26 protein-coding genes are annotated in these 26,146 nt (G+C 70.9%); 14 read left to right on the top strand and 12 right to left on the bottom strand.

Annotated elements, in window-relative coordinates; translation table 11 throughout:
• Positions 1-43: 43 nt before the first annotated feature.
• Both FHU34_RS09835 and FHU34_RS09830 read right to left on the bottom strand, forming a co-directional pair.
• Positions 44-613, bottom strand: coding sequence for a hypothetical protein (locus FHU34_RS09835; RefSeq protein WP_145779667.1), 570 nt, complete (start codon positions 611-613; stop codon positions 44-46).
• Positions 614-785: 172 nt separating this feature from the next.
• Entirely contained in the window at positions 786-2,240 is a 1,455-nt protein-coding gene (locus FHU34_RS09830) for an NYN domain-containing protein (RefSeq protein WP_145779666.1), read from the bottom strand.
• Between the two features lie 127 nt (positions 2,241-2,367).
• Here FHU34_RS09830 and FHU34_RS09825 point away from each other — a divergent pair, with 127 nt between their 5' ends.
• From FHU34_RS09825 to FHU34_RS09805, 5 genes are all read left to right on the top strand, one after another.
• On the top strand, positions 2,368-4,122 hold the full coding sequence (locus FHU34_RS09825; RefSeq protein WP_145779665.1) for a DEDD exonuclease domain-containing protein: 1,755 nt from the start codon (positions 2,368-2,370) through the stop codon (positions 4,120-4,122).
• Between the two features lie 127 nt (positions 4,123-4,249).
• Positions 4,250-6,046 (top strand): RelA/SpoT family protein, encoded by a 1,797-nt coding sequence (locus tag FHU34_RS09820; RefSeq protein ID WP_145785519.1) that lies wholly within the window; start codon positions 4,250-4,252, stop codon positions 6,044-6,046.
• Positions 6,047-6,099: 53 nt separating this feature from the next.
• Positions 6,100-6,642, top strand: a complete 543-nt coding sequence (locus FHU34_RS09815) for an NUDIX hydrolase (RefSeq protein WP_145779664.1) — start codon at positions 6,100-6,102, stop codon at positions 6,640-6,642.
• Positions 6,639-7,544: a nucleotidyltransferase family protein gene (locus FHU34_RS09810; RefSeq protein WP_145779663.1), complete on the top strand. Its 906-nt coding sequence runs from the start codon at positions 6,639-6,641 to the stop codon at positions 7,542-7,544. Before FHU34_RS09815 ends, FHU34_RS09810 begins: the two co-directional genes overlap by 4 nt.
• Positions 7,545-7,575: 31 nt before the next feature.
• Positions 7,576-7,863 (top strand): Lrp/AsnC family transcriptional regulator, encoded by a 288-nt coding sequence (locus FHU34_RS09805; RefSeq protein ID WP_145779662.1) that lies wholly within the window; start codon positions 7,576-7,578, stop codon positions 7,861-7,863.
• A gap of 73 nt (positions 7,864-7,936) precedes the next feature.
• Here the strand turns inward: FHU34_RS09805 and FHU34_RS09800 are convergent, their stop codons facing one another.
• The 5 genes from FHU34_RS09800 to ctaE all read right to left on the bottom strand — a co-directional run bounded on the left by FHU34_RS09800 (position 7,937) and on the right by ctaE (position 13,101).
• A complete protein-coding gene (locus FHU34_RS09800) occupies positions 7,937-8,620 on the bottom strand; it encodes a DUF4142 domain-containing protein (RefSeq protein WP_145779661.1) in 684 nt (227 codons plus the stop codon).
• A gap of 193 nt (positions 8,621-8,813) precedes the next feature.
• On the bottom strand, positions 8,814-10,445 hold the full coding sequence (qcrB, locus tag FHU34_RS09795; protein ID WP_145779660.1) for a cytochrome bc1 complex cytochrome b subunit: 1,632 nt from the start codon (positions 10,443-10,445) through the stop codon (positions 8,814-8,816).
• Positions 10,442-11,530: a cytochrome bc1 complex Rieske iron-sulfur subunit gene (gene qcrA, locus FHU34_RS09790; RefSeq protein ID WP_145779659.1), complete on the bottom strand. Its 1,089-nt coding sequence runs from the start codon at positions 11,528-11,530 to the stop codon at positions 10,442-10,444. The genes qcrB and qcrA overlap by 4 nt, the downstream gene beginning before the upstream one ends.
• Before the next feature lie 64 nt (positions 11,531-11,594).
• A complete protein-coding gene (qcrC, locus tag FHU34_RS09785; protein WP_145779658.1) occupies positions 11,595-12,431 on the bottom strand; it encodes a cytochrome bc1 complex diheme cytochrome c subunit in 837 nt (278 codons plus the stop codon).
• A gap of 70 nt (positions 12,432-12,501) precedes the next feature.
• Entirely contained in the window at positions 12,502-13,101 is a 600-nt protein-coding gene (gene ctaE / locus FHU34_RS09780) for an aa3-type cytochrome oxidase subunit III (RefSeq protein WP_030337743.1), read from the bottom strand.
• A gap of 108 nt (positions 13,102-13,209) precedes the next feature.
• On the opposite strand from ctaE, the gene FHU34_RS09775 reads away from it, so the two are divergent.
• From FHU34_RS09775 to FHU34_RS09760, 4 genes are all read left to right on the top strand, one after another.
• Positions 13,210-14,130: a cytochrome c oxidase assembly protein gene (locus FHU34_RS09775; RefSeq protein WP_423468824.1), complete on the top strand. Its 921-nt coding sequence runs from the start codon at positions 13,210-13,212 to the stop codon at positions 14,128-14,130.
• Between the two features lie 107 nt (positions 14,131-14,237).
• Entirely contained in the window at positions 14,238-14,633 is a 396-nt protein-coding gene (locus FHU34_RS09770; RefSeq protein WP_145779657.1) for a response regulator, read from the top strand.
• A 90-nt stretch (positions 14,634-14,723) separates the two neighbouring features.
• On the top strand, positions 14,724-15,770 hold the full coding sequence (gene trpD / locus FHU34_RS09765) for an anthranilate phosphoribosyltransferase (protein WP_145779656.1): 1,047 nt from the start codon (positions 14,724-14,726) through the stop codon (positions 15,768-15,770).
• A 291-nt stretch (positions 15,771-16,061) separates the two neighbouring features.
• Positions 16,062-16,265 carry a hypothetical protein gene (locus FHU34_RS09760; RefSeq protein WP_145779655.1) on the top strand — a complete coding sequence of 68 codons (204 nt, stop codon included), beginning with the start codon at positions 16,062-16,064 and terminating at the stop codon, positions 16,263-16,265.
• A gap of 340 nt (positions 16,266-16,605) precedes the next feature.
• On the opposite strand, the gene FHU34_RS09755 is transcribed toward FHU34_RS09760, so the two are convergent.
• Both FHU34_RS09755 and ctaC read right to left on the bottom strand, forming a co-directional pair.
• Positions 16,606-17,031, bottom strand: coding sequence for a cytochrome c oxidase subunit 4 (locus FHU34_RS09755; RefSeq protein ID WP_145779654.1), 426 nt, complete (start codon positions 17,029-17,031; stop codon positions 16,606-16,608).
• Positions 17,032-17,040: 9 nt separating this feature from the next.
• Positions 17,041-18,012 (bottom strand): aa3-type cytochrome oxidase subunit II, encoded by a 972-nt coding sequence (ctaC, locus tag FHU34_RS09750; RefSeq protein WP_145779653.1) that lies wholly within the window; start codon positions 18,010-18,012, stop codon positions 17,041-17,043.
• 295 nt (positions 18,013-18,307) lie between these two features.
• Here ctaC and FHU34_RS09745 point away from each other — a divergent pair, with 295 nt between their 5' ends.
• Both FHU34_RS09745 and FHU34_RS09740 read left to right on the top strand, forming a co-directional pair.
• Positions 18,308-19,414 (top strand): cysteine desulfurase family protein, encoded by a 1,107-nt coding sequence (locus FHU34_RS09745; RefSeq protein ID WP_244311920.1) that lies wholly within the window; start codon positions 18,308-18,310, stop codon positions 19,412-19,414.
• Positions 19,411-19,644, top strand: coding sequence for a sulfurtransferase TusA family protein (locus FHU34_RS09740; protein ID WP_145779651.1), 234 nt, complete (start codon positions 19,411-19,413; stop codon positions 19,642-19,644). The genes FHU34_RS09745 and FHU34_RS09740 overlap by 4 nt, the downstream gene beginning before the upstream one ends.
• A gap of 122 nt (positions 19,645-19,766) precedes the next feature.
• On the opposite strand, the gene FHU34_RS09735 is transcribed toward FHU34_RS09740, so the two are convergent.
• From FHU34_RS09735 to FHU34_RS09725, 3 genes are all read right to left on the bottom strand, one after another.
• Entirely contained in the window at positions 19,767-20,744 is a 978-nt protein-coding gene (locus FHU34_RS09735; protein ID WP_145779650.1) for a carbohydrate kinase family protein, read from the bottom strand.
• A 172-nt stretch (positions 20,745-20,916) separates the two neighbouring features.
• Positions 20,917-21,285, bottom strand: a complete 369-nt coding sequence (gene erpA, locus FHU34_RS09730; protein ID WP_007463211.1) for an iron-sulfur cluster insertion protein ErpA — start codon at positions 21,283-21,285, stop codon at positions 20,917-20,919.
• Between the two features lie 161 nt (positions 21,286-21,446).
• Positions 21,447-22,586: a glycerate kinase family protein gene (locus tag FHU34_RS09725; RefSeq protein ID WP_145779649.1), complete on the bottom strand. Its 1,140-nt coding sequence runs from the start codon at positions 22,584-22,586 to the stop codon at positions 21,447-21,449.
• A gap of 67 nt (positions 22,587-22,653) precedes the next feature.
• On the opposite strand from FHU34_RS09725, the gene nadA reads away from it, so the two are divergent.
• From nadA to FHU34_RS09710, 3 genes are all read left to right on the top strand, one after another.
• Entirely contained in the window at positions 22,654-23,853 is a 1,200-nt protein-coding gene (gene nadA / locus FHU34_RS09720; protein WP_145785517.1) for a quinolinate synthase NadA, read from the top strand.
• Between the two features lie 213 nt (positions 23,854-24,066).
• Positions 24,067-25,422, top strand: a complete 1,356-nt coding sequence (murA, locus tag FHU34_RS09715) for a UDP-N-acetylglucosamine 1-carboxyvinyltransferase (protein WP_145779648.1) — start codon at positions 24,067-24,069, stop codon at positions 25,420-25,422.
• A gap of 113 nt (positions 25,423-25,535) precedes the next feature.
• Positions 25,536-26,129, top strand: a complete 594-nt coding sequence (locus FHU34_RS09710; protein WP_145779647.1) for a DUF3043 domain-containing protein — start codon at positions 25,536-25,538, stop codon at positions 26,127-26,129.
• Positions 26,130-26,146 lie beyond the last annotated feature (17 nt).

Below are 26,146 nucleotides of genomic sequence, written 5' to 3'. Positions count from 1 at the left end.
ACAGCGGCGACGCTAGCCCTCGGGTACGACTAGAACGCGGGGATCACGGCGCGGGCGGCGGCTGGGCCACCCGTACGGTCTTCTTGACGCTCTCGGGCGGAACGACGGCGTTGAACAACGTGCTGTTCTCGTGGTCGAACAGCTCGGTGAGTCGGGTGAGCACGACCGCCGTCTCGTCGAGCGCCAGGATCTGGGCGTCGGCAGGATTGGCGCGAAGGATTTGCAGCATGCTGACCTCCCACTGGGCAACCAGGCCAGCCAGGATGAATTCCTGTGACCGGTACAACCGCCAGTTCGTGTCCCAGGAATAGAAATTCCGAAGGCCGGCCGCGATGGCGACCACCACGCTGACCACCGCGAGAAAGACGTAGTTCTTACGTTCGTCGCGGATGATCGGGACCACGAACAGCAGTGGCAGCGTGATGCTCAGTACGATCTCGATCGCACCGATCACCTTGAACCAGATGACGTGCAGGCTCGCCAGCCGCCGGTAGCGCCTGCGGTGCAGCGTCAGGAATCTGTCGATGAGCTGGGCGCAAGCCGGGAACGCGTCGGTGACCTCCGGTGACCACTGATAGGAACGCTGCAACGCCTCCCGTGACACTCCTAGCATCGATCCGTCCTCACATCCGGGCCGCCGAAGCTGACCATGGTGAGTCCGGGCGTGGTGGTGGCGGAACCGGCCTGTCGTGTAATCGACTGCCACACCTGGGCGGTTGATGATGCCGCGGGTCGAAACCCTCCCACGGGACGGCGGGCGCCGCTGAACACCTCCGAGGACGGCGTCAGGAGCGGGCGAGCCGCCGCAGCAGCGAGTCCGCGCCCAGCGGGTAGGCGCCGTGCCGGCGTACCCCGTCGGCGACCTCGCGGTCGGAGGAGACCACGACCACCGGACGCCCCGCCGGCTCGGCACGGACCAACCGTCGGATCAGCTCGTCGGCGGTCTCGCCCTTGCGGGAGAAGAGCACCCGTACGCCGCGCGGCGCGGGTGGCAGCCCGTGCATCCGCTCGGCGCCGTCGAAGACGACGGTGACCTCGTCGCCGGTCTGCGCGGCGATGCCGCCGAGCCCGGTGATCAGGCGTTTGCGCTGCTGCTCCAGGGACATCTCGCCGAAACCGCGCTTGGTGACGTTGTAGCCGTCGACCACCAGGTGCGCCCGGGGCAGGGCGAGCAACTGGTCGAGCCGGGCCGGGTCGTCGGTGTCGCGGGCACGGGCGGCCGGGCCGGCCGGGGCGGTGCCCGGCTGCTCGGCGAACGCGTCGGCCACGAAGTCGGCGGGGAGTTTGTCCACCGGGTCGAGCGCCAGCTCCCGGCGCAGGCCGACGGCAGCCTGGCCGATGGTCTCCAGCAACAGCCACAGCCGGGCGTCGTCGACCGAACGCGCCTCCTTGGCGCTCGCCCGGGCCACCCCGGCGGCGGCCTCCGCCTCGGCCAACCGGGCCCGGGCCCGGCGTAGTTCGGCGTCCACGTCCGCGCTGGCCCGCGCGGCCCGGCCACGCTCGGTGGCCAGCAACTCGGTGGCCTTGCGCTCGCGGGCCTGGGTCTCCCGCAGGGTACGGGCCACCTGCCGGGACTCCTCGCGGAGCTGGCCCAGCTCCTCACGGACGCGGGCCAGCTCGTCGCGCAGCTTCTCCGCCTCGACCCGGGCCACCGCCCGGTCGTGCTCGGCGCGGGTGGCGCGTTGTTCGGCCTCGCGGACCAGTTCGGCGACGACCGCGCTGTCGGCCTCGGCGCGAACGGCGGCGCCGCTGGCGTCGATCAGCTCCCGCCAGCCACGCGGACGGGCCAGGTAGGCCAGGGCGGCGACCTCGACCGGGTCGGCGGCGGCGGGGGCGGTGCCCTCGACGACGGCGGCCCCGAGGTCACCGGCGTCGGCCAGGACGCGGGCGGTGACCCGCTGCCGGAACAGCGGGTCGGCGGTGAGCTGGGCGGCGATGACCGGCGCGCCGAGCCGGGCCCGCCGGTTGGGGGCGAACTTGGCCACCCGGCGCAGCGGCACCGGCACCTCGTCGGCGGGCAGGCTGGGCAGCACCGCGGCGGTCAGCGTCACGATCCGCTGCCGGACCGGCTCGGGCAGCGTCGGCTCCGGCTCGATGGCCGGGCCGTCGCCGGTCTCGGTCGGGTCCGATGCGTCGGATGTCTCGCTGACTACGTTGTCGTCCGGGTTGCCCAGGGCCCCGTCGAGCGCGACCAGATCCTCCTCTGGGAGGTGGTCGTCGTGCGGCTCGGCGAGGGGCATGTGGCAAGTCTCCCACCGCGACCGGGCCCACCGCCCGGTGAGTGAGCCGATCTCTCATCCTAGCCCCATGGCGACTGGTGGGACGCATGCGACGGGAGTGTCGGACCGGGGCGCTAGCGTGCCGCCGATGGCACAGGCGGAGTACGTCCAGGAGTCCCTCGCTGGTCTCGACCCGGCGGTCGGTGGGGTCGACCCGGCGCTGCCGCTCTACGCGACCACCTTCGTGGTGGTCGACCTGGAGACCACCGGCGGCGCGCCGGACGGCGGCGGCATCACCGAGATCGGCGCGGTGAAGGTGCGCGGCGGTGAGCAACTGGGTGTGCTCGCCACGCTGGTCAACCCGGGGCAGCCGATCCCACCCTTCATCACCGTGCTGACCGGGATCACCCAGGCGATGCTGCTGCCTGCGCCGCCGATCGAGCAGGTGCTGCCGAGCTTCCTGGAGTTCATCGACGACGCCGTGCTGGTGGCCCACAACGCCCCGTACGACGTGGGCTTCCTCAAGGCCGCCTGCGCCAAGCACGGCTACCGCTGGCCCAACCCCCGGGTGCTGGACACCGCGGCGCTGGCCCGCCGGGTGCTGACCCGCGACGAGGTGCCCAACCGCAAGCTCGGCACCCTGGCCGCCTACTTCCGCACCCACATCCAGCCCACCCACCGCGCGCTGGACGACGCGAAGGCCACCGTCGACGTTCTGCACGGCCTGATCGGCCGGCTCGGCGGCCACCGGGTGGACACGGTCGGCGACGCCATCGAGTTCGCCCGGGCGGTCACCCCGACGCAGCGCCGCAAACGGCACCTCGCCGACGGCCTGCCCAAGGTCCCCGGGGTCTACATCTTCCGGGCCGCCGACGACCGTCCGCTCTACGTCGGCACCTCCGTGGACATCGCCACCCGGGTGCGCAGCTACTTCACCGCCGGCGAGAAGCGGGCCCGGATCTCCGAGATGCTGGCTGCGGCCGAACGGGTCGAGGCGGTGGAGTGCGCGCACTCGTTGGAGGCGGAGGTCCGCGAGCTGCGGTTGATCGCCGCGCACGCCCCGCCGTACAACCGACGGTCGAAATACCCGGAGCGGATGGTCTGGCTCAAGCTGACCGACGGTCCGTACCCTCGGCTGTCGATCGTCCGCGACCTCTCCCCCACCGACACCGCGTACCTCGGGCCGTTCACCTCCCGGCGGGCCGCGGAGCTGGCCGCCGCCGGGTTCCACGACGCGGTGCCGCTGCGCCAGTGCACGCACCGGCTCTCGCTACGCACCGTCACGCCGGCGTGCGCGCTGGCCGAGCTGGGTCGCTGCCCGGCACCCTGCGAACACAAGATCACCCCGCAGGAGTACGACGACAGCGCCGCCGCGCCCTTCCGCACCGCCACGACCGACGACCCCCAGCCGGTGGTGGACGCGCTGCTCGCCCGGATCGACGTGCTCTCGGCCGACCAGCGCTACGAGGACGCGGCAGTGGTGCGGTCCCGGCTGGCAGCGGTGCTGCGGGCCACCGTCCGGATGCAACGGTTGGCCGCGTTGACCGGGATCGTCGAGCTGGCCGCCGCGCGGCCGGCCGCGCGGGGTGGCTGGGAGTTGGCGCTGGTGCGGCACGGTCGACTGGCCGGTGCCGGGGTGTCCCCGCCGGGTGTCCACCCGCGGCCCACGCTGACCGCCATCCGGGCCACCGCCGAGACGGTGTCGGGCGGGCACGGCCCGGTGCCGGCCGCCACCGCCGAGGAGTCCGAGCGGATCCTGTCCTGGTTGGAGCGACCGGAGACCCGGCTGGTGGAGATGTCCTCCGGTTGGTCCTCCCCGGCCGCTGGCGCGGGACGGTTCCGTGACCTGCTGGCGAAGGCCGAGAACGGCTCGTCCCCGCAACTCTCGACCGAACGCTCATGACCAACTGACCGATCGGACTACGTCGACTCGCTTAGGCTGTTAGAGAAGTGCAGTCCTGCCCGATTCGTGGGCCTGCTCCCGCCGCCGGCCTTCGGCGGCGTGGAGCCGGGGTGAGGAGGTGTCCCTCGTGGACGTCGACGCCGGACACGGCGCCGCCCTGGGGGGCGCCCTTCCGACACAGCCGGGTGAGCTGCCGCTCGCCCGGCGGCTGCGGTCGTTGCTCAGCTGGCCGACCACCGACTCCGACCCGGTGACCCACCTGGTGCGCACGCACCGGGGGATCCACGCCGGCACCGACCCCGCCGTGCTGCGCCGGGCGTACACGATCGCGGAGAACATGCACCGCGGGCAGTTCCGCAAGAGCGGGGAGCCGTACATCACCCATCCCCTCGCGGTGGCGCAGATCTGCGCCGAGCTGGGGATGGACTCCACCACCCTGGTCGCGGCGCTGCTGCATGACACCGTGGAGGACACCCGCTACACCCTCCAGGCGCTCTCCGAGGACTTCGGCGGCGAGGTGGCCCACCTGGTCGACGGGGTGACCAAGTTCGACAAGGCGTTCTACGGCAAGGCCGCCGAGGCGGAGACGATCCGCAAGATGATCGTGGCGGCCGCGAAGGACGTCCGGGTGCTGATCATCAAGCTGGCCGATCGCCTGCACAACATGCGCACCCTGGGTGTGCGGTCGGCGGCCTCGCGGGAACGGATCGCCCGCAAGACCCAGGAGGTGCTGGTCCCGCTCTGTGACCGGCTGGGCATCCAGACCCTCAAGCGCGAGCTGGACGACGTGGTGTTGCTGCACCTGGAGCCCGACGAGCACGCCCGGCTGGCCCGGCACGTGCACGACCGGCCGGGATGGGACGCGTACCTCGACTCGGTGGTCGCCTCGGCCCGGGTGGCGCTCAAACGCAGCCGGGTCGACGCCGAGGTGAGCCCTCGTCCCCGGCACCTCTACTCGATCTGGAAGGACACCATCGCCGGCAGTCACACCGCTCCGTACGACCTGCCCCGCATCGTGGTGGTGGTCGACGGCCCGGCGACCGACTGTTACGCCGCGTTGGGCGCGATCCACGGCACGTGGCGACCGATCCCCGGCCGTTTCAAGGACTTCATCGCCTCACCGAAGAACAACCTCTACCGGTCGCTGCACACGAGCGTCTGCGGCCCGCAGGACCGCACCGTCGAGGTGCTGATCCGCACCGAGGAGATGCACCGCTCGGCCGAGTACGGCATCGCCGCCGACTTCCGCTTCCCGCGCTCGGGCAACAGCGGCAGCGCGGCGGCCCGCGCCGAGCAGTTGGACTGGCTGCGCCGGGTGCTCGACTGGGAGCCGGACGCCGCCGACCCGGCACAGTTCTACGAGTCGCTGCGCTGCGACCTCGCCGAGGGCCAGATCCAGGTCTTCGCGGACGGTCAGCAGGTCGTGCTGCCGGCCGGCGCGACCCCCGTCGACCTGGCCTACGAGCTGGGCAACGAGCGGGGCGACCATTGCCTCGCCGCCCGGATCAACGGTCGGCTGGCCCCGCTCAGCTCGGAGCTGGACGAGGGCGACGTGGTGGAGATCTTCACCGAGAGCGACGGCGACAACGGGTTCGAGGCCGGGGTGGCACCGCGCGGCCCCCGCCGGGAGTGGCTGAGTTTCGTGAAGTCGCCGAACGCGCAGATGCAGATCAACAGGTGGTTCGCGGAGCACACCGAGCCGGGCATCACGATCAGCGACAAGGTCCGCCTCGGTCGGGCCACCATCGGGCTGGCTCTGCGGCAGCACAACCGTGGCCTCGCCAGTGACCTGCCACTGTTGCGCCTCTCCGAGGAGCTGGGCTACCCCGACCTGGAGACCCTGCTGGTCGCGGTCTTCGACCGGGTGATCGAACCGGACACCGTGGTACGCCAGCTCATCGACCTGGTCGACCACCGGCAGTGACCGAGCCGGCCCCGGCGCGTCCGAAGGACATTCGTGACCACTAGCCTGGGGTCATGATCCCCCGCTCCCGCGCCACCGGTCGGGCCATGTTCTACCAGGCCTTCTACCGAATGCCACTGCCGGTGCGTCGGCGCCTGGTCCGGCTGGCCGTGCCCAAGTACATCGTCGGCGCGGTCACCCTGGTGCGCGACGCCGAGGCGACGGGCGCGGGACGCCTGCTGATGCTGCGCCAACCGCCCGGCAAGGGCTGGTCCCTCCCCGCCGGTCTGCTGAACCGCGGCGAGGCCCCGGTCGTGGGAGCGGCCCGCGAGCTGTTCGAGGAATCCGGCATCCGGCTCCCCCCGTCGCGGCTGCGCCCGGCAGCACCGAACGCGATCGTGCACGCCAAGGGCTGGGTGGACATGGTCTTCGAGACGGAGGTGCCGGCGTCCACCACCGAGCTGGCGGTCGACGGCGCCGAGGTCTTCGAGGCCGCCTGGCACCCGCTGGACGACCTGCCCAAGCTGACCTGGCCGACCGCCCGGCTGCTCGCCTACTACGACATCGGGCCGCTGGCCGGGCAGTTCCCACCACCGATCCCGGACGATCTGCCATGACCGGCGCGGGCGTTCCGGCGGAGCTGTGCGCGGTGGTGCTCGCCGCCGGCGAGGGCACCCGGCTGCGCCCGCTCACCGAACGGGTCCCGAAGGCGCTGTGCCCGGTGGGCAACGTGCCGCTGCTCGACCGCGCGTTGGCGCGGTTGGCCGGGCTCGGCCTGACCGGCCCCGACCGGGTGGCGGTGAACGCCTGCTACCTCGGCGACCAGGTGGTCGCCCACGTCGGTGACCGCGCGCACCTGTCCGTGGAGGTGGGCGACCCGCTGGGCACCGCCGGCGGGGTGGCGAACCTGCGGGACTGGATCGACGGACGGCCGGTGCTGGTCGGCAACGCCGACGCGTACCTCGCCGACCCGGCGGCCGCGCCCGGCCCGGACGTGGCCGCCCTGCTCGACGGCTGGGACGGGCACACCGTCCGCCTGCTGGGCCAGCCCGCCGCGAACCCCACGGAGCCCGGCACCTTCGACGGGCACTGCTTCACCGGCTTCTCACTGTTGCCCTGGCGACTGGTCCGTGACCTGCCGGTGGTCGTTTCCGACCTGGTCCGTGTCCTCTGGCGTCCGGCGGAGGCGGCGGACGCCCTGGAGGTGGTGCCCTACCCGGGCACCTTCTTCGACACCGGAACGCCGGCCGACTACCTGGCGGCCAACCTGCACGCCGCGGCCGGCGGCACCCTCGTCGACCCGTCGGCGAGGGTCACCGGCCGCTGCGAGGAATCGGTGGTCGGCGCGGGCGCGCAGGTCGACGGCGACGTGTTGCGCAGCGTGGTGTGGCCGGGCGCGACGGTTCGCGCCGGGGAACGGTTGGTCGACGTCATCCGGTTCGGGAACGGCACCGTGCCCACACTCCCCGAGCCGGACCGGCAGCACCTGCTCGGCCCGGCCGGAAAACATCTAGCATGAGCGACGACGCCGACGAACGGAGAAATGTCCCGTGATCACCGCGATCGTGCTGATCGACTGCGCCACCGACGCGATCCCCGAGGTGGCCGAGACCCTGGCCAACCTCCCCGGTGTGAGCGAGGTCTACTCAGTGGCCGGGCACGTCGACCTCATCGCCATTGTCCGAGTCCGCGAGTTCGACCAGATCGCCCAGGTCATCGCGGGCAGCATCTCCAAGGTGCCGGGCGTGCTCAACACCGAGTCGTACATCGCGTTCCGCGCGTACTCCCAGCACGACCTCGAGGAGGCGTTCGCGATCGGTCTGGCCAGCGCCGACTGACCCGCCCGTCCCGCACCGCACGCACGGCGGCCGGTCCACCGCTCGGGTGGACCGGCCGTCTGCTGTCGCTACGTCAGCTCTCGCTGGGAGCCGGCGTCTCGGTGGTGCCACCGCCCGGAGCCTCGGTGTTGCCACCCGGGGCCGGCGACTCGGTGCCGGTGCCACCCGGAGCCGGCGACTCAGTGCCGGTACCACCCGGGCTGGGCGTACCGCTGGCGCTGGTCTGCGGAACCGGGATGCCCAACCGGTTGGCGAGCTGCACCAACTCGTCGTAGTGCGCCTGCAGCGTCGGCAGGGCGGTCTGGGCCAACTGGACCACCGACTGCTCGGAGCCCTGCGAGATCTCCGTCTGGGTGGCCTGGATGGCCTGGACGTGACCAGCCAGCTCACTGGTCACCCAGAGCCGGTCGAACTCCGCACCACTGGCGTTGTTCAGCTTGTCGATGACCGCCTGCTGATCGGCGCTGGGCTCGTTCGGCAGTTCCACGTTGAGCTGGGACGCGGTCTGCTGCACCGTCTGGTCCAGCTGGGTGTGGTCGGTCTTCAGCATCGCACCCAGGTCCTTGACCCCCTGGTCCTGACCCTTCTGCTGGGCCAGGTCACCGGCGGTGATCTCGAACAGGTTGACCTGGTGAACCGCCTGCAGATACTGGGTGTCCTGCGTCGACGGCTGTGCCGCGGCCTGCGCGGCCGCGGCCGGCGCGACACCGACCAGTACCAGCGCGGCCAACAGGCCGAGGCGTTTGATACCCAACATGCTTCCCCCCCTTGAGACGTTGGACCGCACGGATACCCGGCTCACCGGGGTTATTCCTGCGATCGCCCGTCGCGCGGGGTCGACCGGTCCTGCCGCGAGCGTCCGACTCCGCCTCGGATGGGCGGTGGGTACGCATACGACGTGGCGCCCGCCGGAAATCCGGCGGGCGCCACGTAACGGTGCGATCGGGTGATCAGCGACGGCTCTCGCCGCTGCCTATCTCCTCGCGCTCGGGCCGGGGCTCGACCGGCGGGTGCCCCGGCGAGACCGGCGCCTCGACCGGCTTCTCGATCGGGTAGAAGAAGCCTCGGATGGCCGGCCCGAGGGCGCCCAGCCGGTTCATCTTCTTCGGGACGACCCAGCCGACGTAGTCCAGCTGACCGTGGCCGTCCGCGTGCCCGTTCGACGCGCTGAGCGGCTGGTGCACCTCGACGAACCGACCGTCCGGCAGGCGTCGGATGATGCCGGTCTCCACGCCGTGCGCGAGCACCTCCCGGTCGTGCTGCTGGAGACCCAGGCAGAGCCGGTACGTGACGTAGTACGCGATCGGTGGGAGCACCAGCAGACCGATCCGGCCAGCCCAGGTCATCGCGTTCAGGCTGATCTGGAACTTGTCGGCGATCACGTCGTTGGCGCCGGAGAGCGTCAGCACGATGTAGAAGGCGACGGCCATCGCACCGACGGCGGTCCGGGCCGGAGCGTCCCGGGGGCGCTCGAGCAGGTTGTGGCTCTTGTAGTCCTTGCGTTGCCGCGCTTCCAGGAACGGGTACATCGTCGACAGGCCGACCAGGATGCCGGGCAGCACGACCGTCGGCCAGAACAGCGGCGGGATCACGTACCCGTCGCCGAGCGGGATGTTGATCTCCCAGGCCGGCATCAGTCGGGTCGAGCCGTCGAGGAACATGACGTACCAGTCAGGCTGGCTGGCGGCCGAAACCACCCACGCCTCGTACGGGCCGAACAGCCAGATCGGGTTGATCTGGAACAGACCGCCCATCAGCGCGATGACGCCGAAGACGACCATGAAGAAGCCGCCCTGCTTCAACGCGTACCGCGGGAACATCCGCTCGCCGACCACGTTGTTGTTGGTCCGGCCGGGGCCGGGCCACTGGGTGTGCTTCTGCTTGAAGACGAGCCCCAGGTGGACGCTGATCAGCGCGACCAGCAGACCCGGGATGAGCAGCACGTGGGCGATGAAGAACCGGCTGATGATGATCGTGCCCGGGAACTCGCCGCCGAAGACCGACGACGTGACCCAGGAGCCGATCACCGGGATGGACAGCATGATCGCCGAGGCGATCCGCAGGCCGGTGCCGGAGAGGCCGTCGTCCGGCAGCGAGTAGCCGGTGAAGCCGGCCAGGAAGCCGACCCAGAACAGCAGCGAACCGATGATCCAGTTGGTCTCACGCGGCTTGCGGAAGGCGCCGGTGAAGAAGACCCGCAGCATGTGCACGACGATCGCGGCCATGAACAGCAGCGCCGCCCAGTGGTGCATCTGCCGCATCACCAGACCACCGCGGACGTCGAACGAGATGTCCAGGCTGGAGGCGTACGCGGCGGACATCGGAGTGCCCTGCAACGGCGCGTAGCTGCCGTCGTAGACCACCTCGGTCATCGCCGGCTCGAAGAAGAAGGTGAGGAACACACCGGTCAGCAGCAGCACGACGAACGAGAACAGCGCGATCTCGCCGAGCAGGAAGGACCAGTGGTCCGGGAAGACCTTGTTCAGCAGCTTGCGCAGCGGGGTGGCCACCGCGAAGCGGTCGTCCACTCCCACCGCGGCCTTGCCCGGCGTCGCCGCCAGGTCCAACTTTCGACGCTTCACGGCCGCTCCCAGAAGTCAGGCCCGACGGTCTCGGTGTAGTCGGACTTCGCCACGAAGAAGCCCTCGGAGTCCACCTCGATCGGCAACTGCGGCAGCCGCCGGCTGGCAGGGCCGAAGACAGGCTTGGCGTTGTTGGTGATCAGGAACTGGGACTGGTGGCACGGGCAGAGCAGCCGGTTGGTCTGCTGCTCGTACAGGCTGGCAGGGCAGCCGGCGTGCGTGCAGATCTTGGAGAAGGCCGCGTAGTTGCCCCACATGTAGTCGCCGTGGCCGATGGTCTCGTTGGCCCGACGCGATTCCTGCGCGTCGGAGTCGCGGAGGTGGATCAGCAGCGTCGGCGAGTCGGCGTGCTTGTTGCTCACGCCGTGATCGATGCCGGGGAAGACGGTCAGCTGACCACCGGCACTGATGTCCGCCGGACGGACCGGACGACCGTCCTCCCGGACCAGGCGGATCCGCTCGCCGCCCTCGGCCGGGGCGAACCCGGTGGTGAACATCTGGTTGTTCTTGTGCGGCTGCGAGATCAGACCGCCGACCAGCGGCGCGGCGGCGACCGCGGCGACCGGCGCCAGACCGGCCAGCAGCGAGATGCCGAGCAGTGGGCGACGCTTCACACCCAGCTCGTCGGCCATGTAGAGCATGGTCTGGCCGGTGATCGTGCGGCCTTCCTCGTCCACCTGGCCCTCGTGCCGGTCCTGGATCGAGACCTCCTTGGGCAGCAACTTCTTGCCCCAGGTCAGGATGCCGAAGCCGACGGCGAGCAACGCCACGCCGAGGGTGAACCCGAGCAGCGGGGTGTAGAACTTGTCGCCGCCACGGCCCGCCTCGTACTGCCACGGCCACCAGATGTAGATGGCCAGGAAGGCGGTCGCGGCCAGACCGGTGATCAGGAAGAACCCGGCGACCACCCGGGTGAGCCGACGCTCCGCCTTCGTGCCGGGCAGCACCTGCGGCTCGTAGTGGACGATCTCGATGTCGTCCCGACGCGCGCCCTCACGGACGATGTCGAACCGGGTCAGCCTGGGGTCGTTCACGTCGAGCGGCTCCCGGCCCTGCGGGGCCTGGTGCTCGGTGTGGGTGCTCATGCCGTCACCTCGCTACGGGTGGTGCCGAACGGCACCACGGCGCTGAAACTGAGTATCCGCTCGGTCACGACTTACCTGCAATCCACAGGCTGGCGAAGACGAGCGCCACGATGCCGACCAGGAAGATCGCCAGGCCCTCGGTGGAGGGGCCGTACCGCCCGAGGTTGAACCCGCCCGGGTCCTGGTCGTGCTTCAGCGTCTCCTGGATGTAGGCGATGATGTCGGCCTTCTGCTCCGGCCGGAGCTGGTTGTCGCCGAACACCGGCATGTTCTGCGGGCCGCTCAGCATCGCCGCGTAGATCTGACGGTCGGTAGCGGGGTGCAGGCTCGGGGCGAACTTGCCCGAGGAGAGCGCGCCGCCGCCACCACCGAACGCGTGGCACTGCGAGCAGTTGATCCGGAACAGCTCACCGCCGGCCGCGATGTTGCCGTCCTCACGGAGGTCGTCACCGTCCGGCACGACCGGGCCGCCACCCAGCTCCTGGATGTACTGGGCCAGCTGACGGGTCTGCTCGTCGGTGAAGACGGGGGGCTTGCGGTGCGCCTGGGCCTCCTGGCGGGCCAGCGGCATCCGCCCGGAGCTGACCTGGAACTCGACCGAGGCCGCGCCGACGCCGATCAGGCTCGGCCCGCGGCCCTCGACACCCTGGGCGTTGCGACCGTGACAGGTCACACAGCTCACGTCGAACAGCGCCTTGCCCTCGGCGGCGGCGCCGGTCAGCTGCGGGTTGTCCTGCGCCTGGGCACCCGGGGCGAAGACGGTGTAGGCGCCGCCGGCGAGCATCAGCGCGGCGATCAGCCGGACCGCGGCGCCCAGCCGGCGGCGGCCCCTGCTGCGCGCGGCGGGCCGCTCGCGCAACCGCGCGAGCAGACCGCGTCGGCGGTCGTTGTCAGAAGTCATGAGCGGTGTCCTTAACCGGTTGGACCTGTCTCAGGGGACGGAGCAGCAGTGCGGAACGTGACGCGCAAGATCACTGAAGCCAGTAGATCATGGCGTACAGCCCGATCCACACGACGTCGACGAAGTGCCAGTAGTACGACACGACGATCGCCGAGGTCGCCTGCGCCGGGGTGAACCGGCCCATGGTCGTGCGGACCATGAAGATGACGAAGGCGATCAGACCGCCGGTCACGTGCAGGCCGTGGAAGCCGGTGGTCAGGTAGAACACCGACCCGTAACCGTCTTCGTTGATCTTGATGCCGTCGGCGACCAGGTGCCGGTACTCGTTCAGCTGGCCGAGCACGAAGATCAGGCCCATCACGAAGGTGACGGTGAACCAGCGCCGGAGCGCGTGCACGTCACCCTTCTCCGCCGCGAAGACGCCGAGCTGGCACGTCACCGAGGACAGCACCAGGATCACCGTGAAGGTGGTCGCGTACGGGATGTTCAGCGCCTCGGTGTGCTTCTCCCACTGCTCCGGCGCAGCCGCGCGGATCGAGAAGTACATCGCGAACAGCGCCGCGAAGAACATGAGTTCGCTGGAGAGCCACACGATCGTCCCGACGCTGACCATGTTCGGTCGGGTCAGAGAGTGGATCCGGCTCTTGTCAATGGCTGGGGCCGCAGTCACGCCGTCATTATTGCCCCTGACCACGGCCGGCGATCAGCGGGGTGGCAAACGTGCGCCTTCCGTGGCCCGAGCGTCAGGGTCCGGTTCGCCTGGCCTAGCCTGAAAAGCGTGCTGCACGTCGATCCGATCTTCGCCGCCACCTCGGCCCCGCCGCCGTTCACCGTCGGCGCGGTGCTGACCGAGACCCGGCTGGACAGCTGGCTGGCCCTCGGCCTGGTGCTCGCCGCCGGCCTGTACCTCTACGGGGTGCACCGGTTGCGCGTACGCGGCGACCGCTGGCCGATCGCCCGCACCGTGTTCTTCATCGGCCCCGGCCTGGGCGGCATCGCGCTGGTCACGGTCAGCGGGCTGCACGCGTACGACACCGCGCTGCTGTCCGTGCACATGATCCAGCACATGGTGCTGTCCATGGTGGCGCCGATCTTCCTGGCGCTGGGAGCGCCGATGACCCTAGCCCTGCGTACCCTGCCGGTCGGGCCGCGCAAGCGCCTGCTGGCGATCGTGCACAGCCGGGTCGCCCGGGTCTACAGCTTCCCGCTGGTGGCGTTCGCCATCTTCGTGGTCAACCCGTTCGTGCTCTACTTCAGCGACCTGTACCGCTACACCCTCGAACACGCCTGGGCACACGAGCTGGTGCACGCCCACTTCATCATGACCGGCTGCGTGTTCTTCTGGCCGCTGCTCGGGCTCGACCCGCTGCCCGGCCGCTGGCCGTACCCGGCCCGCGCGCTGTTGATGCTGCTCTCGGTGCCGTTCCACACAGTGCTCGGCCTCACCATCATGCAGAGCAGCACGCTCTTCGGCGGCGACTGGTACCCGTCACTCAACCTCGGCTGGGTCGACCCCTGGCAGGACCAGGTGGTCGCCGGCGGCATCCTCTGGGCCGGTGGCGAGTTCGTCAGTGTGACCATGCTCGCGGTGCTGGTCGTCCAGTGGGTCAAGCAGTCCGAGCGGGAGGCCCGCCGGGTCGACCGCGAGCTGGACCGCCAGGAGGCCCGCGAACGCGCCGCCGACGCCACGGCCGCCTGAGCTGCCCGGACGGTACGCCCCAATGGCGGCGACGGGCGGGATGTCGGCTACGTCACGCCGACCGGTACGATCGGCGGGCAGCTACGAGGTGAAAGCGGAGTGCCGGCATGAGCGATCGTCTTTGCACCGTCTTGCTCTACAGCGACGACCCGCAGGTCCGTGACCGGATGCGGATGGCCGTCGGCACCCGTCCCGCGCCCGGGCTGCAGATCGAGTTCGTCGACGCGTCGACCTACGCGGAGACCATTCGGCTGGTCGACGACTACGAGATCGACCTGCTGCTGCTCGACGGTGAGGCCAGCCCCGGTGGCGGCATCGGCATCGCCCGGCAGATCAAGGACGACCGGGACGACGCTCCCCCGACCTGCCTGGTGATCGCCCGCGCCGCCGACCGATGGCTCGCCGCGTACGCCGAGGTCGACGCCACGCTGGTGCACCCGCTCGACCCGGTTACCACCGGCGGCACGGTGGCCGAGCTGCTGCGGACGCACGCACCCGCCTGACGTCCCCACGCTCACCGGCACCGTTACGGCGCCGGACCAGCCGGCGCCGGTTCCAGCCCACCCGCACTTCGTACGCTCGGGAGGCCCGCCATGGGCGATCGGACCTGGCCCAACCTGCTCAACTCGCTGCTGCGCGGCGAGGAGCTGTCCACCGCCGACACCGCCTGGGCGATGGACGAGATCATGACCGGCTCGGCGACCGCCGCCCAGATCGCCGGCTTCGCCGTGGCGTTGCGGGCCAAGGGTGAGACCCCGGCCGAGCTGGGCGGCCTGGTGCAGGCGATGCTGGTTCGCTCGGTCCCGGTGGTGCTCTCTGACGACCTGCGCGACACCGCGCTCGACGTGGTCGGCACCGGCGGTGACCTCGCCCACACGGTGAACATCTCCACGATGACCGCGCTGGTGGTCGCCGGCGCGGGCGTACGCGTCGTCAAGCACGGCAACCGGGCCGCCTCCTCCCTGTGCGGCACCGCCGACCTGCTGGAGTACCTCGGCATCCCCCTGGACCTCGGCCCGGAGCAGGTCGCCCGCTGCGTCGAGGAGGCCGGCATCGGGTTCTGCTTCGCGGCCCGGTTCCACCCCGGGATGCGGCACGCCGGTCCGGTCCGCCGTGAGGTGGGCGTGCCAACCTTCTTCAACTTCCTCGGCCCGCTGACCAACCCGGCCCGCCCCCGGGCCGGCGCGGTCGGCTGTTTCGACTCCCGGATGGCCCCGGTGATGGCGAGCGTGTTCGCCGCCCGTGGCGACTCGGCGATCGTGATGCGCGGCGAGGACGGCCTGGACGAGTTCACCACCGCCGCGCCGACCCGGGTCTGGGCAGCTCAGGGAGGCACCGTACGCGAGGCTGTGCTGGACGCGACGGACCTGGGGGTGCCCCGGGCTACCCTCGGCGACCTACGGGGCGGTGACGCCGCCTACAACGCCGGCGTGGCCCGTCGCCTGCTCGCCGGCGAGACCGGCCCGGTGCGGGACGCGGTGCTGGTCAACGCGGCGGCGGCGCTGGCGACCCAGGGCCCGTTGGACGGTGACCTGACCGAGGCGCTGCGCGCCGGCCTGGACCGCGCCGCCGAGTCGATCGACTCCGGCGCTGCCGCCGCGACCCTCGACCGCTGGATCAAGGCAGCCACCGCCGCCTGACCAGCCGCACCTCTCCCGGAGTCCCGGCCGGCCTCCCCGGCGTCCCGGCGATTGATCGACTCGGGTTCCTTGAAACTGCGGAGTCCTCGCGCTGAGACACCGCGTCATCAAGGAACCCGAGTGGATCTTCCGTCCTGAGCTGCGGTGCGATCGCTCAGCAGCCGACGCAGTACCTCCGGACGGAGATTTGTCGGACCCGCGTGGAAAACTACAGCCGAGTAGTTCTCCGCTCTCGTCCGTGCGTAGCTGTCGCATCCGGGGGCGGTTCGCCTGAAGTGAGAGGAGACGCCGGTGTCGCACCGCGAGCTCTACTGCGACGTCTGCGAGGACGTGACGCTGTTCGAGGTGCCGCCCTGCGTCGACGGCCACGGCATCGACTGTCCCGAGCTGATCTGCACCGGCTGTGGCGCCGCCGTGGTGATCGCCACCTTCATCGTTCCGGTCGTCCGGTCGGCCGAAGGCCGACGTCACCGGCCCGCCCGCCGCGCCGCCTGACCCGTTCACCGGCCTGCCAGACCCCGCTACCGGCCCGGCCCACCGCGCCGCCTGACCCCGTCACCGGCCGCCCGCCGCGCCGCCTGACCTCACCCGGCCGGCTCCCGCCGTGGCCCCGGCTTGATCAACACCACATCACCGATCTGGCGGCATCCTGTCGCGCTGTAACAGCCACCTCGCCGATGTGGAGTCGATCATCCCGCTAGACGGCCCGCCAGCGCGCCCCGGCGGTCGATCATCCTTCGGGACGGCACGCCAGCACCCCCAGACGGTCCAGCACCGCACGACGAAGGCCCGCTCCCCTCCTGGGGAACGGGCCTTCGTGGTGGACTGGGTCCGGTCAGTGCTCGGCGGTGCGCCGGGTGCCGCTGTAGTACTCGAACAGCAACCCGCAGGCGGCGAAGACGACCGCCACCAGGCCGGCGCCGATCAGCCAGTACTGCCAGAACACCATGCCGAGCGCCGCGATCGCGGCGGCCAGCGCCAGGCCGAACGGCCAGTAGCTACCGGGGCTGAAGAAGCCGACCTCGCCGGCACCGTCGGCGATCTCCGCGTCCGGACGGTCCTCCGGACGCAGGTCGATCCGGCGCGAGACGAACCAGAAGAAGCCACCGCACATCGAGCAGAGCAGGAACGACAGCAGCAGGGCGACGGTTCCGACCCACTCGATGCCGCCCGACTCACCGTTGGTCCAGGCGCCGTAGAGGATGGTGGCACCGAAGAGGAACACGGCGATGATCAGGAAGATACGCCACTCGGTCTTCATGCGGCTGCCTCAGCTTCCCGTACGGGCCGGAACGTCGTCCGGGTTGAAGTTGTCCTGCGTCCGCCGGGTGTCGAACGGCCGCGTGGTCTCCGCGTACGGCTCCTCACCGATCTCGGTGAGCGCCTCCTGGGTGGACTTGCCGGCCTGCTTGGCCGCCAGGAACTGGTCGTACTTCTCCGGCGAGACCACCCGCAGCTCGAAGTTCATGAAGGCGTGGTAGCTGCCGCACAGTTCGGCGCAGCGCCCGACGTAGGCACCCTCGGCGTCCAGGCTGGAGACCTCGAACACGTTGCGGATCTTGCCCGGCATGACGTCGCGCTTGAACAGCAGCTCCGGCACCCAGAACGAGTGGATGACGTCGCGGCTCGTCTCCTCGAACCGGATGGACCGGTTGGTCGGGAGAACCAGCACCGGGATGACCTCGCTGGTGCCGAGCGTCGACGCGGTGGTGTTGGCGTCCGGGCCCTGGCCGTCGCGGTAGTTGAACTGCCAGTTCCACTTGAAGGCGACGACCTCGACAGTGACGTCCGGGTTCTTCGACAGCTTGTCGACGTCCGTCTGCACGATCGCCGTGTAGTAGAAGAGCACGGAGACGATCAGGATCGGCGCGATGGTGTACAGGAACTCCATCGGCAGGTTGTAGCGGGTCTGCACCGGCAGCGCGTTGCCACGCTTGCGGTAGCGCACGACACACCAGAAGATCAGGCCCCACACGAAGACGCCGACCGCGAGCGCGGCGATGCAGGAGGCGATCCACAGGTCGTACATCCGCTTCGACTCCGGCGAGATGCCGCCCTGCGGCCAGCCGAAGCCGTGGAAGGTCTGCCCCACGTCACAGCCAGTGAGCAGAACCAGCAGCGCCACGCCACCGAGACCGAGCCCGGCCAACCGACCAGCACCACGCCCCCGGCGTCCACCAACCCCCGGGGAAGCGCTGTGCCGTACGGCCGACGGCCGTACCTCCGAACTCCTTGCGACCACCTGGTCCTGCCTCCCTAGCGCGCCGCGGTGCGTCTTTCCTCAGCACCGACGGCAAAGGCGTCACCGACGGTCGCAGATTACTCGACCATGACGGACTCGGCCGTGGTGGGGTCACTGTCCGCCCCCATCGGGGGGATCCCGGCCATACCGCCGCGATAGCGTTGCTACCTGTGAGCGCGAGGAGTGAGCCGGGGTTGCGAGCCCCGCAGCCGCGAACGAAGGCGGCTCTGTGAGCGCGAGGAGTGAGCCGGGGTTGCGAACCCCGGTCTACCTGGACGCGGCGTCCGCCGCGCCGATGCATCCGGTGGCGCGGCAGGCGTTGCTGGCCGCGTTCGACGACGGCTGGGCCGACCCGGGCAAGCTCTACACGCAGGCCCGGCGGGCCCGGCAGCTGCTCGACGCCGCGCGCGAGGCCACCGCGCTGACGCTCGGTGTCCGCGCCGACGAGGTGTCCTTCACCCCCAGTGGTACGACCGCAGCCCACGGCGCGGTGCTCGGGGCCCTGGCGGGGCGGCGGCGGGTCGGGTCGACGCTTGTGCACTCGGCGATCGAGCACTCGGCGGTGCTGCACGCGGCGGAGCGGCACGTCGCAGCGGGTGGTACGGCAGTGGGCGTGCCGGTCGACCGGTCGGGCCGGTTGGATCTGAGCGCGTGGTCGGCGGCTGTGCGCGAACCCGGAGTCGCGTTGGCCTCCCTGATCACTGCCAGTCACGAGGTGGGGACCGTGCAACCGGTCGCCGAGGCGGCGGCCACCTGTGCGGAGGTGGGGGTGCCGCTGTACGTGGACGCCGCCCAGTCGGTCGCCCGGGTGCCCCTGCCCGCCGGCTGGTCGGTGCTCAGCGCGAGCGCCCACAAGTGGGGCGGTCCACCCGGGGTGGGAGTGCTGGCGGTTCGTAAGGGCACCCGTTGGGAGTCACCCTGGCCGGCCGACGAGCGGGAGGGTGGGCGTACCCCCGGGGTGGTGAATCTGCCCGCGGTGGTGGCTGCGGCGGCGAGCCTGCGGGCGGCGGCGGCCGACGCGGCGGCCGACGCGGCCCGGCTGGCTCCGCTGGTGGACCGGATCCGGGCGCGGGTCGCGGCGGAGGTGCCCGACGTGGAGGTGGTCGGCGATCCGGTGCTCCGGCTGCCGCATCTGGTCACCTTCTCGTGCCTGTACGTCGACGGTGAGACGTTGCTGCACGCGCTGGACCGGCGGGGGTTCGCCGTGTCGTCCGGTTCGTCCTGTACGTCGTCCACGCTGCGCCCGTCGCACGTGCTGGAGGCGATGGGGGTGCTCTCACATGGGAACGTGCGGGTCAGCCTGCACCGGGAGACGACCGAGGCGGACGTCGAGCGGTTCCTCGGTGAGCTGCCGACGATCGTGGCCGAGTTGCGTGCCGACGCTGGGGTGGTGGGGTTGTGACGATGCCAGACCAGGTCATCGACTGCCGGGGGCAGCGCTGCCCGCTGCCCGTGATCGCGGCCGCCCGGCGGTTGCCGCAGGTGCCGGTGGGAACGGTGGTCCGGGTGCTCGCCGACGACCCGGCGGCGGCTGTCGACATCCCCGCGTGGTGCCGGATGCGTGGGCAGGAGTTCCTGGGCGCGGTCAGCGGCCCCGACGGCCCCGCCTACGACGTCCGCCGCTCCCACTGAAGCCCACGCGTCCGGCCAGACGCGTCGATCATGGAGTTGTGGTGGGGTTAAAACGGGGCATAAGGCACCAACCCGCCACCACAACTCCATGATCGGCGCCGACCGGCGCGGTGGTCGCCGAGCTAGGGCAGGAGGTGGGCGCGGACCTCGTCGGCCGCGGTGTCGCCGTACGACTCGGCGAGCCGCTTGACGAACAGGTCGGGGCGGACGTCGTACTCCTGGGTTCCGACGGTCTCCAGGACCAGCGTGGCCAGCAGCGAGCCGACCTGGGCAGCCCGCTCCAGACCGACGCCCCAGGAGAGCGCGGTGAAGAACCCGGCCCGGAAGGCGTCGCCGACACCCGTCGGGTCGACCGCCCGGATCTCCCGCGCGATCGGTACGTGGATCGGGTCGATATCCCGGCCGGCGATCTCCACACCGTGCTTGCCCAGCGTGGTGACCCGCACCTTGACCAGGTCCAGCAGTTGGTCGTCGCTCAGCTTCGCCTTGCTCTGCAGCAGCGACTTCTCGTAGTCGTTGGTCATCAGGTACTCGGCGCCCTCGATCAGCGCCACCACGTCCTCGCCGCCCATCCGGGCGAGTTGCTGCGACGGGTCGGCGGCGAACGCGTACCCGCGGGTGCGGCACTCGGCCGAGTGCCGCAGCATCGCCTCGGGGTCGTTGGCGCTGACCAGCACCAGGTCCAGGCCGCCGAGCCGGTCGGCCACCGGCGCCAGCTCGATGTTGCGCGCCTCGCTCATCGCACCGGCGTAGAACGACGCGATCTGGCACATGTCCGTGTCGGTGGTGCAGACGAACCGGGCGGTGTGCGCCACCTCGCTGATGTGCACCGAGTCGCAGTCCACGCCGTGGCGCTCCAGCCAGGAGCGGTAGTCGGCGAAGTCGGCGCCCACCGCGCCGAGTAGCACCGGGCGCAACCCGAGCTGACCCATGCCGAAGCAGATGTTCGCCGCCACGCCGCCGCGGCGGAGCACCAGGTCGTCCACCAGGAAGGAGAGGGACACCTTGTGCAGCTGATCGGCGATGAGCTGGTCGGCGAAGCGACCGGGGAAGCTCATCAGGTGATCGGTGGCGATCGAGCCGGTGACGGCGATCTTCATGTCAACCCTCAGGGTCGGGAGCAGGGCGCGGTCAGCCTACCGGCCCGGCAACCCGACAGTGACCGGTCGGTCGGACAACGGCCACCCGCTCGTCACGAGCACGTCGGGCCCGTTACGACGAAGGGGCCGCCCCGAAGGACGGCCCCGTCATCGCTGATGCGTGGTGTGTGACTCAGTTGAACGAGTCACCGCAGGCGCAGGAGTTGCCCGCGTTGGGGTTGTCGATGGTGAAGCCCTGGGCGTCGATCCGGTCGGCGAAGTCGATCGTCGCGCCGGAAAGGTACGGGGCGCTCATCCGGTCGACGACGACCTCGACACCACCGAAATCGGTGACGACGTCACCGTCGAGGGAACGCTCGTCGAAGAAGAGCTGGTACCGCAGGCCGGAGCAGCCGCCCGGCTGCACGGCGACGCGGAGCCGCAGGTCGTCGCGGCCCTCCTGCTCGATCAGGGCCTTGACCTTCTGCGCCGCGACGTCGGTGAGGACGACGGAAGTAGGGGCCTGGGCCTCGGTCGACTCGGTCTGCGCTGGCGTGGTCACGTGGAAGTCTCCCTGCGCGGTTTGGGTCCGGACGCACTGGCCAACGCCGCGCGCCGTCCAGTGATTCCCGGTTGTGGTCCTCAGCCGATCGTACGCCGCCCCGGGCGGGCGCACCCGGGTGGCGTGACGCCCGCCGCAGGTAGGCCCGGTGGCCGGAGCGCTCAGCGGCTCCACTGCCGGGCCAGCCGGGCGCCCAGCTCGCGTAAACCCTCGGCGGGTCGGCTCAGCGCGGCGTCGAGCCCGCCGCCCTCCTCGCCGCCGAAGTGCTCCACCAGGCTGTACGCGTCGGTGACCCCCGCCGAGGCGGCCTCCCGCCGGCCGGTGCTCACCTGCCCGGCGACCACCACGCACGGGACACCCCGGTCACGGGCCGCCCCGGCGACCCCGGCGACCACCTTGCCGCGCAGCGACTGGTGGTCGAACGACCCCTCACCGGTGATCACCAGGTCCGCGGTGTCCAGCGCGTCGTCCAGCCGGGTGGCCCTGGTGACCAGGCCGATGCCCGACTCGCAACCGCCGCCCAGGGCGAGCAGCGCCGCACCGATACCGCCGGCGGCGCCGCCCCCGGGCACCGTGCCGAGCCCTGCCGGGCAGCCGGGCAGGTCCCGCTCCAGCACCGCCGCGAAGCGCTCCAACGCGGCGTCGAGCAGCAGTACGTCAGCACGGTCGGCGCCCTTCTGCGGGCCGAACACGTTGCTCGCGCCGTGCAGGCCGAGCAGGGGGTTGTCCACGTCGGTGGCCGCGACGAGCCGGACGCCACGCAGCCGGGGTACGCCGTCCACCGCGTCGACAGCGGCGAGCGCCGCCCCGCCGTACGGGAGCGAGGCGCCACCCGGGTCGAGCGGTGTGACGCCCAGCGCGGCGAGCATCCCGGCCCCGGCGTCGTTGGTGCCCGAGCCGCCCAGCCCGATCACCACCGTCCGGGCGCCGCTCTCCACCGCTGCGGCCACCAACAGCCCCAGCCCGTACGAGGTGGTGGTCTTCGGGTCGCGCTCGGTCGCGGAGAGCAGGTGCAGGCCGCACGCCTGGGCGCTCTCCAGGTAGGCGGTCGTACCGTCGGTGGTGAGCAGGATCTCACCGGCCGCCGGCCGGCCCAGCGGGTCGACCGTCGGGACCGGCACCCGCCGGCCGCCGAGGGCTTCGGCGAGCACCTCCACGAAGCCCGGCCCACCGTCGGCGAGCGGCCGGATCAGCAGCTCGTCGCCCTGGGCTACGGACCGCCAACCGTCGGCTACCGCAGCGGCCACCTCCGGTGCGGACAGGGTGCCGGCGAACTTGTCCGGGCAGAGCAGCACGCGCATGCCGAGCAGTGTGGCAGCCCACACCGAGGGAAGCTGCGGCGCGCTCGCGCTGTGGGACCATGGCTACGTGACTTCGACCTGGGTGGAACCCTCCAACACGGCGACGGCTCTGCTGCTGCTCGGCCGGGGCAGCGACCCCGACACCGAGCGTGGCGTCGAGTGTCCGGGCGACCTGCCGGCGCCCAGCGACCCTGATCTGGTGGCTCGCGCCACGGCCGCGAAGGCGAAGCTGGGCAGCAAGGTCTTCGTGCTGGGGCATCACTACCAGCGCGACGAGGTGATCCAGTTCGCCGACGTGACCGGCGACTCGTTCAAGTTGGCCCGGGAGGCCGCCGCCCGTCCGGATGCGGAGTACATCGTCTTCTGCGGCGTGCACTTCATGGCCGAGAGCGCCGACATCCTCACCACCGACGCGCAGCGGGTGATCCTGCCCGATCTGGCCGCCGGCTGTTCGATGGCGGACATGGCCGTCCTCGGCCAGGTCGAGGCCGCCTGGGACACGCTGACCGAGCTGGGCATCGCCGGCGAGACAGTGCCGGTGACGTACATGAACTCGTCGGCCGACATCAAGGGCTTCGTCGGCCGCAACGGTGGCGTGGTCTGCACCTCCTCCAACGCCAAGCGCGCCCTGGACTGGGCGTTCGAGCAGGGGTCGAAGGTGCTCTTCCTGCCCGACCAGCACCTGGGCCGCAACACGGCGGTGCTGGAGATGGGCCTGTCGTTGGACGACTGCGTGCTCTACGACCCGCACAAGCCGAACGGCGGGCTCACCCCGGAGCAGCTGCGCGACGCCAAGATGATCCTCTGGCGGGGGCACTGCTCGGTGCACGGCCGGTTCACGCTGGACAGCGTCAACGACGTACGGGAGCGGGTGCCCGGGGTCAACGTCCTGGTCCACCCGGAGTGCCGGCACGAGGTCGTCACCGCCTCCGACTACGTGGGCTCGACCGAATACATCATCAAGACCATCGAGGCGGCTCCGGCCGGTTCGGCGTGGGCGCTCGGCACCGAGCTGAACCTGGTCCGCCGGCTCGCGCTGGCGCACCCGGACAAGCAGATCATGTTCCTGGACAAGGCCGTCTGCTACTGCTCGACGATGAACCGGATCGACCTGCCGCACCTGGTCTGGGCGCTCGAGGAGCTGGTCGCGGGCCGGGTCGTCAACCAGATCACGGTGGACGCGGACACGGCGCACCACGCCCGGGTCGCGCTGGATCAGATGCTCGCCCTGCCCGGTTCGGACACCCCGCCACCGGCGGTGGCCTGATCACGATCCGTAGTGTTCTTGGTACGCAAAAGTGCCGGATCACCGATTAATGCCACACACGCCGATGTGACCGAGTCCTTTTTCGTCACCGAGGGCTATGCTGCCGGAGCGACGACACAAGCGGGCCGTTTCGACATGGCCGCATCCGGGGTAGCGACAGTTGTTCAGGCACCCCACCATCAACACGGCAGCACCGACGCGCTGGAGGTTGCGTTGACCGACGACGTCCTGGTTGTGCACGGAGGCACTCCGCTCGAAGGGCGGATCCGCGTGCGCGGCGCGAAGAACCTGGTTTCGAAGGCGATGGTCGCCGCGCTGCTCGGCGACAGCCCGAGCCGGCTGTTCGACGTGCCGAAGATCCGTGACGTCGAGGTGGTCCGGGGTCTGCTCGGTCTGCACGGCGTCAAGGTCACCGACGGCACCGAGGACGGCGAGCTCGTCTTCGACCCGGCGAACGTGGAGAGCGCCAGCACCGACCAGATCAACGTGCACGCCGGTTCCAGCCGGATTCCGATCCTGTTCTGCGGCCCTCTGCTGCACCGGCTCGGGCACGCGTTCATCCCGGACCTGGGCGGCTGCCACATCGGCCCGCGCCCGATCGACTTCCACCTCCAGGCGCTGCGCGAGTTCGGCGCCACTGTCGACAAGCGGCCGGAGGGTCTGCACCTGTCCGCGCCGAACGGGCTGCACGGCACCAAGTTCGCCCTGCCGTACCCGAGCGTCGGCGCCACCGAGCAGGTGCTGCTGACCGCGGTGATGGCCGAGGGTGTCACCGAGCTGCGTAACGCAGCGGTGGAGCCGGAGATCATCGACCTGATCTGCATCCTGCAGAAGATGGGCGCGATCATCAAGGTCCACACCGACCGGGTGATCGAGATCCAGGGCGTGCCGAAGTTGCACGGCTACACCCACCGGCCCATCCCGGACCGGATCGAGGCGGCGAGCTGGGCGGCTGCCGCGCTGGCCACCCGTGGTCACGTCGAGGTGCTCGGCGCGCAGCAGGCCGACATGATGACCTTCCTCAACATCTTCCGGTCGGTCGGCGGTGAGTACGAGGTCACCGACGCGCGCGCGCCGAAGCTGGGCGACCCGGGCCAGGAGGGCGGCATCCGCTTCTGGCACCCCGGCGGCGAGCTGAACGCGGTGGCACTGGAGACCGACGTGCACCCCGGCTTCATGACCGACTGGCAGCAGCCGCTGGTCGTGGCGCTCACCCAGGCCCGCGGCCTGTCGATCGTTCACGAGACGGTCTACGAGCAGCGACTGGGCTACACCGACGCGCTCAACTCGATGGGCGCCAACATCCAGGTCTACCGGGACTGCCTCGGCGGCACCCCGTGCCGCTTTGGCCGGCGCAACTTCAAGCACTCCGCGGTGATCGCCGGGCCGAGCAAGCTGCACGCCGCCGACCTGGTCATCCCGGACCTGCGCGCCGGGTTCAGCCACCTGATCGCGGCTCTCGCGGCCGAGGGCACCTCCCGGGTGTACGGCGTCGACCTGATCAACCGGGGCTACGAGGACTTCGAGGCGAAGCTCGCCGACCTGGGCGCGCACGCCGAACGTCCGTAACCTCGAACACCTTTCGTTCGCCACGACGGCTCCAGGTCGCGCTGCGACCTGGAGCCGTCGGCTCGTTGCACCGCGATGTGCACCGGGCGCGGACCGTTGGCTACCCTTGCCGCGTGCCGTCGCTCTTTCGCCGCAAGTCCACCGACCTCGTCGACGAGGCCGTCACCTCGGTAACCCCCGAGGAGACCGCCGAGCGTCCCCGGGGTTACACCCCTGCCAAGGGTCGGGAGACTCCGAAGCGGCCGACCGTCGGTCGCCGCCCGGCCGGCCCCAGCCGCCCCCTCACCAAGGAGGAGGAGCGGGAGCGTCGCCGCCAACTGCGCGCCGAGGCCGCATCGGAGTTCCGCCGCGAGGGCGGCCCGCGCGACCGCGGCCCGGAGCGGCTGCTGGCCCGCAACGTGGTCGACTCCCGGCGTACCGTCGGCACCTGGTTCTTCGGCGGCGCGCTGATCGTGCTGATCGGGTCCAACGCGGCCATGCCGGCGCCGGTCCGTCTGATCTCCAACCTGCTCTGGGGTGCGTTGGCGCTGGGTGTGGTCGTCGACTCGGTGCTGATCTGTCGCAAGATCGGCAAGCTGGTCAAGGAGCGCTTCCCGAAGACCGACCAGCGGATGGGTTCGCTGTACCTCTACGCGGTCATGCGGTCGATCACGTTCCGGCGGATGCGCGCTCCGGCTCCCCAGGTGAAGCTCGGCGACAAGGTCTGACCCCGGCTCCCCCACGC

Source organism: Micromonospora taraxaci (assembly GCF_007830095.1).
Classification (GTDB): domain Bacteria; phylum Actinomycetota; class Actinomycetes; order Mycobacteriales; family Micromonosporaceae; genus Micromonospora; species Micromonospora taraxaci.
The sequence above is the reverse complement of the archived record's forward strand: the minus strand, read 5'-3'. Positions and strand labels throughout refer to the sequence as shown.

Bases quoted from the DNA above. Each gene is read 5' to 3' on its own strand.
- FHU34_RS09835 (WP_145779667.1), bottom strand. From the start codon at position 613: ATGCTAGGAGTGTCACGGGAGGCGTTGCAGCGTTCCTATCAGTGGTCA.
- FHU34_RS09830 (WP_145779666.1), bottom strand. From the start codon at position 2,240: ATGCCCCTCGCCGAGCCGCACGACGACCACCTCCCAGAGGAGGATCTG.
- FHU34_RS09825 (WP_145779665.1), top strand. From the start codon at position 2,368: ATGGCACAGGCGGAGTACGTCCAGGAGTCCCTCGCTGGTCTCGACCCG.
- FHU34_RS09815 (WP_145779664.1), top strand. From the start codon at position 6,100: ATGATCCCCCGCTCCCGCGCCACCGGTCGGGCCATGTTCTACCAGGCC.
- FHU34_RS09810 (WP_145779663.1), top strand. From the start codon at position 6,639: ATGACCGGCGCGGGCGTTCCGGCGGAGCTGTGCGCGGTGGTGCTCGCC.
- FHU34_RS09800 (WP_145779661.1), bottom strand. From the start codon at position 8,620: ATGTTGGGTATCAAACGCCTCGGCCTGTTGGCCGCGCTGGTACTGGTC.
- qcrA (WP_145779659.1), bottom strand. From the start codon at position 11,530: ATGAGCACCCACACCGAGCACCAGGCCCCGCAGGGCCGGGAGCCGCTC.
- qcrC (WP_145779658.1), bottom strand. From the start codon at position 12,431: ATGACTTCTGACAACGACCGCCGACGCGGTCTGCTCGCGCGGTTGCGC.
- FHU34_RS09770 (WP_145779657.1), top strand. From the start codon at position 14,238: ATGAGCGATCGTCTTTGCACCGTCTTGCTCTACAGCGACGACCCGCAG.
- trpD (WP_145779656.1), top strand. From the start codon at position 14,724: ATGGGCGATCGGACCTGGCCCAACCTGCTCAACTCGCTGCTGCGCGGC.
- FHU34_RS09755 (WP_145779654.1), bottom strand. From the start codon at position 17,031: ATGAAGACCGAGTGGCGTATCTTCCTGATCATCGCCGTGTTCCTCTTC.
- FHU34_RS09745 (WP_244311920.1), top strand. From the start codon at position 18,308: ATGCATCCGGTGGCGCGGCAGGCGTTGCTGGCCGCGTTCGACGACGGC.
- FHU34_RS09735 (WP_145779650.1), bottom strand. From the start codon at position 20,744: ATGAAGATCGCCGTCACCGGCTCGATCGCCACCGATCACCTGATGAGC.
- FHU34_RS09725 (WP_145779649.1), bottom strand. From the start codon at position 22,586: ATGCGCGTGCTGCTCTGCCCGGACAAGTTCGCCGGCACCCTGTCCGCA.